This window comes from Ruminococcus sp. 1001136sp1 (genome assembly GCF_039841815.1).
Lineage (GTDB): Bacteria > Bacillota > Clostridia > Lachnospirales > Lachnospiraceae > Blautia_A > Blautia_A faecis.
Genome location: NZ_JBDPGY010000019.1, coordinates 38,545 through 49,682 on the forward strand (window position 1 = coordinate 38,545; position 11,138 = coordinate 49,682).

Genomic DNA, 11,138 nt, shown 5'->3' on the forward strand with positions numbered 1-11,138 from the left:
ATAGGTCATCACCTCCTGGCACAACTTTTCTTTCTGTACTCATTCAGTTCCTGGCGTCCTATAATCGGGATACCAGGATAACCATCTGCCTGTGTCCTGATTGCTGGGGAGCTCGCCTGGATATGAAATACCCAGTTCAATTCACTCGGATCTCTCGGCCAGAAACCATTGATCAGCATAGCCTCCTTGAACTGATTGTTGTGCAGATGGATCTGGGTACGTTTATACAGAACTTCTTTCAGATCATCACTGGTAAGATGCGGATAGATTTTCTGTGCCGGATAAAAATTCCAGAATACCCAGTCAAGGATAATGTTCTGTGTTTCCAGCGGAAGTTCATACAGATGATGATCATCATTGACTGTATGAACACGGTATCCAGGCTGTGCATTTTCCAGATTTTTCATCTGAATGTAAGGATTATCCTGGTTCCACTGCCTGATTCGGATCTTATCGATTTCCTTCATGCTTTTCCGCCTCCATTTCTTTCTCTCGTTTTTCAACTTCTTCCGGTTTTGTAGTCATCAAACTGTACAGCTTCAAGTTCTTATCGAACTTGTCCTTAAATGGAATAATTGTTGTTCCATAGAAAAGAAGTCCTTCTCCTTCCCCGGAATTCGTCACATAAGACAACTGATATGGGGAAATATTCAACTGTTTTGCAAGGATCTGTCTGTCACCTGCCGCCTGGTTCAGCATCAGGATAAAATCACTGTTCTCAAAGATATTTTCAATTTCCCTGCTGGCAAGAAGATCTTTGATATTCTGTGTGATTCCAGTCGGTACACCTCCCCATTTACGGAATCTCTTCCAGATTTCTACGGAATAAGCTGCTGTCTGTTCTTCTTTGAGCAGAAGGTGGAATTCATCGATATAGTACCTGGTAGATTTGATGCCACGGTTGATTGTAACTCTGTTCCATACCTGATCCTGGACGATGAGCATTCCGATTTTTTTCAGCTGCTTTCCAAGTTCCTTGATATCAAAGCAGACAATACGGTTATTCAGTTCCACATTGGTTCTATGGTTGAATACTTTCAGTGATCCATTTACATAGATTTCCAGTGCTGTTGCAATTCTCTGGGCCTGGGGTTCTTTCTGCTTTCTGAGGCAATCATACAGGTCACCAAGGACCGGCATATTTTCCGGTTTTGGATCTGCAAAGTACTTCTGATACACCAGTGGAAGACAACGGTCGATCACTGATTTTTCCTCTGCTTCAATACCATCCCTGCTTCCCATGATCAGCTCACATAAGGACAGGACAAAATCGGATTTTACACCAAGTGGATTGTCATCATCGGAATAATCCATATTGATATCCATTGGATTGATATAATCCTTACTGGTCGGTGAAATGTGTACTACCTGTCCGCCAAGTGCATGGACCAGTGGATAATACTCGCCCTCCGGATCTCCGATGATAATGTCATCCTTCGTAACAAAGAACGCATTGGTGATTTCTCTTTTTGCTGCAAAGGATTTACCGGATCCAGGCGTACCAAGGATCAATCCATTCGGGTTTTTCAGCTTTTTACGATCCACCATGATCATGTTGTTACTGAGTGCATTCAATCCGTAATATAAGGATTCTCCTGCCATAAAAAGTTCCTGTGTCGTAAACGGAACAAAGATTGCTGTACTGGTAGTCGTAAGAGCCCGCTTGATTGGGATATGATTTACTCCCAACGGAACACTGCTCATCAATCCTTCTTCCTGCTGATAATCCAGACGTTTCAGCACACAGTTATATTTCTGTGCAATACCGGCCGTCTGGAAGATGGCATTATCCAGTGCCTGTTTTGTCTTTGCAGTATTTAAAAAGAGCGCTGTTACAAGGAACATACGCTCATTTCGTGACTGCAGATCTTCCAAAAGACGTTTGGCTTCTCCGCCATAAGTATTCAGATCCGATGGGATGATATCCATGTCGTATCCAGATCTTACCGCCTTTTTCTGCTCTTCAATTTTCATTCTGTTGATATCTGTGACCTTGCTTTTTACAAGCTTGATTGCTTTCATCTGATCCACAGACTGAACATGCAGATTGACGATGAGATTCTTATCAATATCCAGAAATTCTGCAAGCATTTTATCTGTAAGCTCCGGTGCCAGGATCTGCAGATAAGAGACAGCCCCGATAGTATTTCCCATCTGGAACGTATTTCTGTCTCGGAATACAAAACTGGTCGGTGCCACATAATCCTTTGTATTGAGTCCTGTCCGGATCATGGAACCATAATCAAACTGGAAGTCTGTCATGATATCCGGATTGAAAGTCTCATACAGTATCTGCAGACGTTCCACGCCATTCAGCGGATATGCCGGAACTCCAAGGATCTTGAAATTATTCAGGATATCTGACTCAATACGTTCCAGCTTTGGCTTTGCTTCCCGGATATTATCTGCTTCGATGGAGAAGGTGATATATTTTGATTTCACCAGTCCATTATTTCCTTTCGCCAGCTGCTGTTTCAGCATCTTGGCATATTCCATACGAACATCGTCAAAGGCATCATCCTGAGGACGAATCCGGATGACCTGTTCAAATTCTTTCATGCTGCTTTTATGATTGATAAAGCTCAGCTGAAAATGGATACTGGCATCAAAGTAATTGAGGAAATCGCACCAGTTTTCAAAGATTGCATTTTTATCTTCGTTCTGAGCCAGCTGGTAGTTGATGTCATAAAAGCGGATACACTTAGAATACGTTTTTCCCTGTACCCTGCAGATCCCATCTCTTCCCATTTCCTTATAAGCGATCGACTGCTGGACGGACAGTTTTTTCTGCCTGCGTTTTTCTTCCTGCTTTTCTTTTTTCTTTTTCTCTTTTCTGTCTACTTTTTTGTACCCGGTATCTGCGACAGTTTTCTTATTTTTCTTTTTTCGCAACCGTTTTTCCTCCTTTCGGTTTTCCTGCATCCGGAGACTGTCTGATCTGTTCCGGATCTGTTTCATAATAGTTTTCAGTTTCATATTTTCTGACGGGTGGACGAAGAAACTTCACCCGGATCATATGCATCAGAACATCTTCCAGATGCATCCCGTCTTTTTCGTACATGGCAAATAAAAATGCCGGTAACATCAAAAGCACCATGACCGTTGCTGCATTACTGTTTCCCATCACATTACGCAAGAGGAAATAGCTTGGAATTCCCATTGCAGCACCTATCCCGATACAGATCAACTGTCTTTTGGTCAGGTTAAATGCTACTTTATTCTTTACCTTCGTTAAATCTTTCGGTACGCTGACATATGCCATGATTTTCACTCCTTCCTGTATTTTAGTGCGCGTTAAATATCGACTTACTTAAGGATGCCGTCTTAAAGAGGCTATAGCATAAGATTACTGTGTAAGCCATAACGCCAAATAATGAAGAACTCAGATTATCTGAATACTGGATACCTGCAACAAGCACTGCATAGATTGCAACGCATACCATCATCAGAAATGCCTGGAAAGCCAGGGCAAAGAGTCCTCTGAAATAATTCGTGCCGATCTGTCCCCATTCTCTGTTACTCATAGTTGCGAATGGAATCGGCGCAACTGAGGTATATAGGTAAATCTCTATCATACGTCCATACATGATCACTGTGATCAGTACAGACAAGATCTTCATACAGAAGCCGACGATAAGGGTTTCCAGCGCCAATACAACAAGTTCTCCGATTTCCATACTTTCCAGTGTTGTGGAAAGATCCGTCAATGCCGAAGAAATATCAATGGCGGTACTTCCTGTGATAACACCGGCCGCAGAATTAACTACGTGCTGACCCACATCGAATACCGCCATTGTAATCGTAAATGTGTTACTCACCAGATACACAGCGATCCACATTTTTACGAAGTACTTGAAAAACATCCAGGTATCAATATCATGCATGTTGTTACGCTCGGTCAGCATAGAAATCAATTCGTAGCAGAGTACGAGTGTAATAATAATACCTGCGATCGGCATGATCACGGAATCTGATAAGTTCCGGATCATACTGAATATGCTGCCGTTCCACCCTTGCGGGGTCTGTCCAACCTGGGTAGCGATCTCACCGGTCTTTTGATTGACATCAGTAAACATCGTGTCCAAGTTGGAAGTGATCATCCCGGTTAAGAGTTCCCTCATCCATTCCTCAATCGCATCAAAAATCTGACTGAACATGGATCTCTACTCCTTTCTCTTAACCAAATAATCCACTCAGAAGCGGGATCAGCTGTGTTCCGATCAGGATAACACCACCACCGCTCATCAGCTGCTTAATTCCCTGGGATTTTGCACCCGGGTTGTCGTTTCCATAACCTTCCATCAGGTTGATTACGCCCCAGACACCAAGACCAGCACCGATTGCAACGACCAGTGTCTGAAGGATATTGATTGCACTGCTAAAAAAAGCCATAATCAAATGTATGAACAAACGCTTTTCTTATGGTCTGTAAGCGTTTGGCTCTACTCCTTTCCCTTTTATTCAGACCTTTTTGTATCCTTATCAGTAGTAGCAGGGTGCTCGAATTCTTTCTTTCATATCAGTCCTCACCTTCCTCAGCTTCAATCGCTGATACGTCTTCTTGTGTTACAGTTACTTCATACATTTCAAATTCTGTATCTTCGGACATCACCAGTCGGTGTGCCAGATACTTTTCGACATCAAACGCATTATTCTTATTAAAATCGGCAAGCTCTTTGTACCGTTTATGCTTTGTGATGTCATATTTGTTGCTTAAAAACGGCCGGACTCCACGAAGCTGTAAGATACATTTTTCTCCATCCATGACCGCCAGCTCATCTCTACTCATCAGTTCTTTTCCAGTCTTTTGATAATTCAGCCCATAGGACCGGTTGCTACCTCTGGTGTCTGATGTGTTGTAAAGATCTATGGTTTCCTTTCCCAGGGTTTCTGATATTTCTTTCAGTGTGGAACTTTCCTTTCCACCCAGGAAAAGAACGGTGTCACAGTTACCCGTGATCGTCTCAGCCGCATCCTTATAGATTGTTTTCAGCTGAGATTGTGACTGCAGAATGATAGAAGCGGAGATTTCCCTGCTTCGGATCGTAGCAATCAATTTGTCGAATTTTGGGATCTGTCCGATATTGCTGAACTCATCAAGAAGCAGTCGTACATGATAGGGAAGCCTGCCTCCATGCTCATCATCCGCTTTATCACAAAGCAGGTTAAAGAGCTGGGTGTACATGATTGCTACCACAAAGTTGAATGTGTCATCTGTATCACTGATGATGACAAACATAGCTGTTCTCTGATCACCGATCATATCCAGTTCCATCTCGTCATAGGACATGATTTCTCTTAGTTCCTGAATATCAAATGGTGCAAGTCTGGCACCACAGGAAATCAAAATCGATTTTGCAGTTTTGCCAGAGACGAAAAGTCAAGGACTTTTTCATCAAATTCACAAAGAAGTCACATTTTGCGGACTTCCTCACGGAGCAGACGCTTGATTTTGTCCTCCATCGTCTCTTTTGCGGTCTGGCTGAAATGGACACGGACGATATAGGTTGTCTTGCCGATCTGCTTTCTGACAGTCGGGCAAGTGGCGGTGTTAGTTGCGGTATTGTTCATTCAAAATCCTCCTGTAAATGAAAAATGCCCGGTGACTGTTCATCATCGGGCGGTGTCAGTATGAGGGAACAAGGCAAGGCGGCAACATTAAGGTATCTATAAAAACCTTGCCCTCTTTGCCACGCTTGCCGTGTTCCTGTTGTCAGTTTCGGAGATAGCAGACCCATGCTGTGCCGTCTTTCTCGGTCACAAGTCTGTCCCCGATACGGCTCTTTGCCGTTCTCATGGTGCGTGAAGAAATCCCACGCTCATTGACTGCCTTTTCCAACTCTGCGCTTGGCATACGCTTTCCGTCCGCAAGCAGTTCCAGAATGAGCATTTGCGCCTGTGCGGTCTTGCTCTCGGTCTTGGCGGTGTCTGTCCCGGCAAGAAGCTCGTCAGCGGTAATGTCATAAGCCCCTATCCACTCAAAACCTTTCTCATCTCCCAGAGAAAAGGCAAGGGACTGTCCGGGCGGCGCAAGGGAGCTTTTCTCATGGATAAGCACCCTCGTTGTCGGAATGTCCTTCAGCTTGCCAATAAACAGCAGACTGCGGACTGCCGCCGTAATGTCGATAGACCCCAATCCCCGGTAGGTGCTTTGCGTTCCTGCGGCTTTGTTCAGGTGTCCGATCAGCACGATAGCGCACCCAGTAGCCTGTGCAATGTCTCCCAGACTGCGGAAGATGGGACGGACTTCATTTGCCCGGTTCATGTCCACATCTGCGCCCAGAAACGCCTGTACCGGGTCAATGATAACAAGCCTTGCGTTGTTCTCACGGATTGCCCTTGCTATGCGCTCATCGGCAAGGGTCAGAGGTGCGTCCCTGTCATCAATGACAAGCACTCGTTCAAGGTCTGCGTCCGCTTCTATCAGTCGGGGCTTGACGGTATCGCCCAGACCGTCCTCGGCAGTTTGATAGATGATATTGAAAGGCTCAAGTGTCTCCATACCGGGCAAAGGCTTTCGATTGGTGCAAGCCGCCGCAAGGCGCATGGCAAAGTAGGTCTTGCCCTCGCCGGGATTGCCCTGGATAATTGTCAGCTTTCCAAATGGGATATAGGGAAACCATAGCCATTCCACGCTCGTCAGCTCCACATCAGCCATACGGAGCATTGGGACAGGCTGGGCGGTGGGCAGCTCTCGCAGCGTGATTGTCTCGGCTATGAATTTGCGGTTTGGAATATCCGCTTGCTGACGGAGAACATCGTTCCAGTCTTTCCTTGCCGGGACAAGGCGAATGACGGCGATCTCGCCGGGAATGGACTGTGCCAGTCGTGTGCAGGCTTCATTTCCTGCGGTGTCGCTGTCAAGGCAGAGGAACACTTTTTGGGTGTCCTTGCGCTCAGAAAGAAAACGGTCAAGGGCTTTGCCAGAAACGCCGCCCAGGGCAAGATAATTTCTTGTCTGCCAATCCTGCGGATAAAGGCAGATAAACGATAACAGGTCAATCGGCGCTTCAAAGACAAAGAGCTGATTGCCATTACCCTCGTGTCGGAACGGATAGGATTTGTCAGACCCGGCAATGTCCTGTCTGAATGGGTCTGCCGTTCCTCGCACATGGGCGTATCTCGGTGTACCGCTTCGGTCTCTGCCGACAAACACAACATTGTGCCGCTTTGCGTCCTCGTAAATATCCCCGGAAAGAAGAAAAGCCTCAACAAGCGTTTTGTTGAGACCTCGGCTTTCTGTGAGATATTGGATTGCTCTGTCGGCTGTCCTGTTGTGCAAGGGCAAGTGAAACGCTGTGGGCGGTGCTGTGGTGGCTTCGGTCTGTCCCTCGCCGTTTTCGCCTGTCAACATCTGAACAGCTTCGGGAAAGGACTTGCCGTAAAACTCCATGACGAAATCAATGGGATAGCCGCCCTTGCTCTGGCTGTGGCGAAACCACTTGTTTCCCCGGACGGTCAGGCTGTCATGTTCTTTCCAACGGTATTCCCGTCCGCTTTTGATAAGTGTCTCTCCCTGTGTGCGGAGAAAATCTTCCAGACTGACGGCGTTTGCCCGGTCAATCTGTGCTTGGGTGTAATTCATCGGGATAGTTCCTCCTTTTTCTGTCGTGTTTGGGGTCGATTTTGGAGCTTTTGTTCCTCTGTACGCTCGTTAAATCGGGCGGCAGTATCTACACATGACTTGACCTTCCAAAGGCGGTGTAAATCGTCTCTGACGGTCTTAAACTCGCCATAGGTGGTGTTGTGCGCCTGTTCCAGCTCGTCATACTCGTCGGACAGCTTTTTCATATCCACCTTGCCGTCTGGGAACTCCCCGGTCAGCTTTCGTCTGGCGGCGTAGAACTGTTTCAGTTCCGCTTCATGCTCTGCCTTGTACTTGGCTCTGGGCTTCTCAAACTTGATTTTCTGCAAGCCGTCATAGACAGGCTTCAAGCTCTGGAAAGCAGCGGAGCTGTCATAGAGCTGCTTAATTGCTTTCATTCGGGCGGTCTGTTCGTCCAGCGTTTTCTTCAAGCTCTCTGTGGCAGCACTGTGTTCGCTGACACGGTGTTCCAAATCTTCAAGGGAGTAAATGCCGTTTGCCCGGAGATAATTGAAAGTTTCGTTCATCTCCTTTAGGTTGCTGACCTTGCCTTTCTGCGAATAAGCCCCGGCTCTGCGCTGGGTGTAATAGGCGTTCAGCAGAGAAACAAGGTCGGGTGCCTGCGGCTTGGCAAGCTCCGCTTTTGCTTCGGCAATCCAATCAAACAGGAGAGCGATTTTCTTCTTAATGTCCTGGATAACGGCATTGGTCGCTCTGATCCAGCGATTGAACTCGCCTTTCTCGGTGCGTATACCTTTCTTCTCCATTGCCCGGACGGTTGCGCCCTCATGGACGGTGGGAAGAAGCTCTACGCCCTGACGCTCATAGCTTCGGTGGTCGATACGAACGTCAAGCCCCTTTTCCGCAAACTTGGCGTTGCATAACTCTGCCCATGTCTGCCGCCAGTATTCCAGCGTTTCGGGACTGCCCCAGTCGGTAGTGGGAACGGCGTTGAAAACAAACTCGCCGTTCTGGTCCCGGATACGGTTGCCGTCCTCGTCCAGCTCATACACCCGGCGTTGCTTTAGCCCCCATTTGCCGTTCTGCTCGATGGGGCGGATAGGGCAAAGCACATGAAAATGTGGATTGGGTATGCCGCCGTCCTCCCGGTCTGGCTGGTGTACGGCGAAGTCAACCACCATGCCCCGGCTCACAAAGTTCTCCAATAAAAATTGCCTTGCAAGAGCGATGTTTTCCTCAAGGGAAAATTCATTCTGCAAGGCAATGTCAAAGCTGTATGCAAGCTGGGCGTTCTTTCCACGCTCGGCTTTTTCCACGGCGTTCCATAGGGTCTGGCGGTCTGCGTATTCGGGCGGTGCATGGGACGGCAGGAGAATGTCGGAGCAGATCACGCCGCCCTTGCGGGTGTAGTCGCTGTATTCGCCGTAATACTCGCTATACAATCGCTCCCCGGCTCGGTAGGCAGCAGAAGCGATAGCGGACTGTCCTGCGCTTCGCTTAGTCTGCGTGACGCTCAGATGAAATAGTGCCATCGGCTTTCAACTCCTTTTCTCTGTTTGCTTGGCTGATGTGGGTAATCGTCATGTGACGGACGGCTCGCTGGACTTCGGACAAAGAAAAGATTTGTTCCATCAGCTCTGTCATTTCGGTGCGTGTGAGATCTTTGACCTCCGGGGCAAGGCTCTCAATCGTGCCGCCCAGATTGCAAAGGCGGTGGGTGCGTTTCTTTCTTTCGCCTTGTTCCAGAAATTTCTTTCGGTTTTCCAGACGCTCCAGCTTGTGCTGTTCCTGTGCAAGCCTTGTCTCGGCTCGTTCTTTTTCAGCTCGGAGTTGTTCAAGGGTTTTCGGTTTTGTCATTGTGCTTGACCTCCTTTTTTTGATTTTGGGAATAAAAAAAGACCGTCAACTTTTCGCAGATTGCGACCAGTCAACGGTCTGATTTTCGGTATTCGGTTTTTTCAAACTTGCTGGCGGCGAACAGCATTTCATGCTGTTTGCGGACGGCAAGTCCACAGGGGATAGCCGCTTTAGCGGCGCAAGGGGGTGTAGCCACCTTGACGGAACGAAGTGACGCAACATTCTCGGTCAGGCAGTTTTCTTCTGCTGACCGGGAATGAAGCTCCGCAGGACGCACTACTCTCGATAGAGAGTATAGAAGTGCGCCCTTTAGTTCCTAAAGGGATTTTGCTTCGCTGTTTATTGCACGCTCTCATTTTTCAAATGAAACATAAATTGTTAAATTATCAGGTATGTAGCTGATACTTAAACCTTTTTCTCCATTTGATAGGAGTGTCCCGACAGAAACATAGTTTTCTCCTTTGATTTTCTCTGACACATTCTCAACTACTGAAAAGCCCTCTTGTATCAAAAGCTCCATGTAGTTATCATAGCCTTTTTCGTCTATACCTGCAATACTGATACTGAAATTTCCGTGTTCTGTATCAAGCATAGCCCATGCAACTGTGCCAGTTGGAACGGGAAGTCCCTCAGTATATTCATTGACTGGCCATTCTCCCTCATCAAGCCTAATAATACCTTCAGATTGCGAATTGCTTGCGTCTCCTGTGTCTTTGGGTGGTGTTTTTGGGGCGGAGCAAGCAGTCAATGACAATATAAGCAAAATTGCAATTCCCGGAATAAATCTTTTCATAGTTACCTCCTATTGTTGTGGACAGCTCTGATAATCTGAATTGTGGCAAATGCAAAAGCGATTATGCCAACCAATAAAATAATTTGAGAAGCATCAAAAATAAAATCACCATTAACCTGAATGTTTGTCATTGCGTCTGCTTGCCCGATTGCTCCTTCCGGCACTTTACCAGACTTTGCAGTAGCATAAATTAAAAAAGCAACAATAGCTACCACAAGGGAAATGACACTTGAAATGATCCATTTCCGTTTCTTTGGGACGGAATTATCAATTCCAAACTGTTCTGCTGTGCTGTTAGCAAATTCTTGCGGCGTTCCAAGCCTTTCGATTACCTGTTGTTCAGTTTCTCCATGCTCCACGGCAGAATTAAATATTTCATTCAAGTCACGCACAACCTCGGTTTTTGCTTTGCGTGATAAATTTAATTCCTTTTCAACCTGCCTTATGTATTGCTCCTTCATTCTGAGACCTCCGTTTGTTGATAGGTGGCGATAAAGCTATTTACACAATCCGTATAGCTGGACCAAAACGTAATCAATTCCTGTAAAACTTCCTTTCCTTTAAGAGTAAGGGAGTAATATTTTTTTGATCCGCCATTAGCAGCCGCTGGTGCTAAACGACATTGAATTAGTTCCGCTTCTTGTAAGCGATACAGAATAGGGTAAATCGTTCCCTCTTTTGCATATCCTAAGACAGATGCACTGCTATTTAACTCTGTGATTATTTCATAGCCATAGGTCTCTTTGCGCCCGATTAAGGATAATAGTATCATTTCAAGAGAGCCTTTTTTGAATTGTTGCACATATTTGTTATCCATAATCTTCACCACACTTTAGTTCTGCTGATTAGCGTTGCTAAGTAGCAGAACTAATTATACTCATACTCGGTGCCTTAGTCAATAGACTCCTTGAAAAAGTTACAGTTTGTTCAAGCGTTTGAGCG

General features: G+C 46.2%; 12 protein-coding genes and 1 pseudogene. All 13 read right to left on the reverse strand.

Annotated elements, in window-relative coordinates; genetic code table 11:
- Window positions 1-8 precede the first annotated feature (8 nt).
- The 13 genes and pseudogenes from ABHC48_RS15915 to ABHC48_RS15975 all read right to left on the reverse strand — a co-directional run bounded on the left by ABHC48_RS15915 (window position 9) and on the right by ABHC48_RS15975 (window position 11,013).
- Window positions 9-467, reverse strand: coding sequence for a hypothetical protein (locus tag ABHC48_RS15915; protein ID WP_003864573.1), 459 nt, complete (start codon window positions 465-467; stop codon window positions 9-11).
- Complete coding sequence (locus ABHC48_RS15920; protein WP_347505821.1) at window positions 451-2,958, reverse strand: DUF87 domain-containing protein; 2,508 nt, start codon at window positions 2,956-2,958, stop codon at window positions 451-453. Before ABHC48_RS15920 ends, ABHC48_RS15915 begins: the two co-directional genes overlap by 17 nt.
- On the reverse strand, window positions 2,873-3,262 hold the full coding sequence (locus ABHC48_RS15925; RefSeq protein ID WP_005334813.1) for a PrgI family protein: 390 nt from the start codon (window positions 3,260-3,262) through the stop codon (window positions 2,873-2,875). The genes ABHC48_RS15920 and ABHC48_RS15925 overlap by 86 nt, the downstream gene beginning before the upstream one ends.
- A 22-nt stretch (window positions 3,263-3,284) precedes the next feature.
- Window positions 3,285-4,157 carry a VirB6/TrbL-like conjugal transfer protein, CD1112 family gene (locus tag ABHC48_RS15930; protein WP_055055578.1) on the reverse strand — a complete coding sequence of 291 codons (873 nt, stop codon included), beginning with the start codon at window positions 4,155-4,157 and terminating at the stop codon, window positions 3,285-3,287.
- A gap of 19 nt (window positions 4,158-4,176) precedes the next feature.
- Window positions 4,177-4,392 (reverse strand): Maff2 family mobile element protein, encoded by a 216-nt coding sequence (locus ABHC48_RS15935; protein WP_005334815.1) that lies wholly within the window; start codon window positions 4,390-4,392, stop codon window positions 4,177-4,179.
- A gap of 127 nt (window positions 4,393-4,519) precedes the next feature.
- Window positions 4,520-5,371 (reverse strand): annotated as a pseudogene (locus ABHC48_RS15940) (TraG/TraD/VirD4 family protein); the annotation flags it as partial.
- A 41-nt stretch (window positions 5,372-5,412) separates the two neighbouring features.
- Window positions 5,413-5,571 carry a transposon-encoded TnpW family protein gene (locus ABHC48_RS15945; protein WP_006428300.1) on the reverse strand — a complete coding sequence of 53 codons (159 nt, stop codon included), beginning with the start codon at window positions 5,569-5,571 and terminating at the stop codon, window positions 5,413-5,415.
- Window positions 5,572-5,713: 142 nt separating this feature from the next.
- On the reverse strand, window positions 5,714-7,585 hold the full coding sequence (locus ABHC48_RS15950) for an AAA family ATPase (RefSeq protein ID WP_117814655.1): 1,872 nt from the start codon (window positions 7,583-7,585) through the stop codon (window positions 5,714-5,716).
- Window positions 7,582-9,078 (reverse strand): MobQ family relaxase, encoded by a 1,497-nt coding sequence (gene mobQ, locus ABHC48_RS15955; protein ID WP_117950457.1) that lies wholly within the window; start codon window positions 9,076-9,078, stop codon window positions 7,582-7,584. Before mobQ ends, ABHC48_RS15950 begins: the two co-directional genes overlap by 4 nt.
- Window positions 9,044-9,403 carry a DUF3847 domain-containing protein gene (locus ABHC48_RS15960; protein WP_117814586.1) on the reverse strand — a complete coding sequence of 120 codons (360 nt, stop codon included), beginning with the start codon at window positions 9,401-9,403 and terminating at the stop codon, window positions 9,044-9,046. Before ABHC48_RS15960 ends, mobQ begins: the two co-directional genes overlap by 35 nt.
- Window positions 9,404-9,755: 352 nt before the next feature.
- Window positions 9,756-10,196: a hypothetical protein gene (locus ABHC48_RS15965; protein ID WP_117814585.1), complete on the reverse strand. Its 441-nt coding sequence runs from the start codon at window positions 10,194-10,196 to the stop codon at window positions 9,756-9,758.
- A 2-nt stretch (window positions 10,197-10,198) separates the two neighbouring features.
- On the reverse strand, window positions 10,199-10,657 hold the full coding sequence (locus ABHC48_RS15970; protein ID WP_117814584.1) for a DUF1700 domain-containing protein: 459 nt from the start codon (window positions 10,655-10,657) through the stop codon (window positions 10,199-10,201).
- Entirely contained in the window at window positions 10,654-11,013 is a 360-nt protein-coding gene (locus tag ABHC48_RS15975; RefSeq protein WP_117805437.1) for a PadR family transcriptional regulator, read from the reverse strand. Before ABHC48_RS15975 ends, ABHC48_RS15970 begins: the two co-directional genes overlap by 4 nt.
- Window positions 11,014-11,138 lie beyond the last annotated feature (125 nt).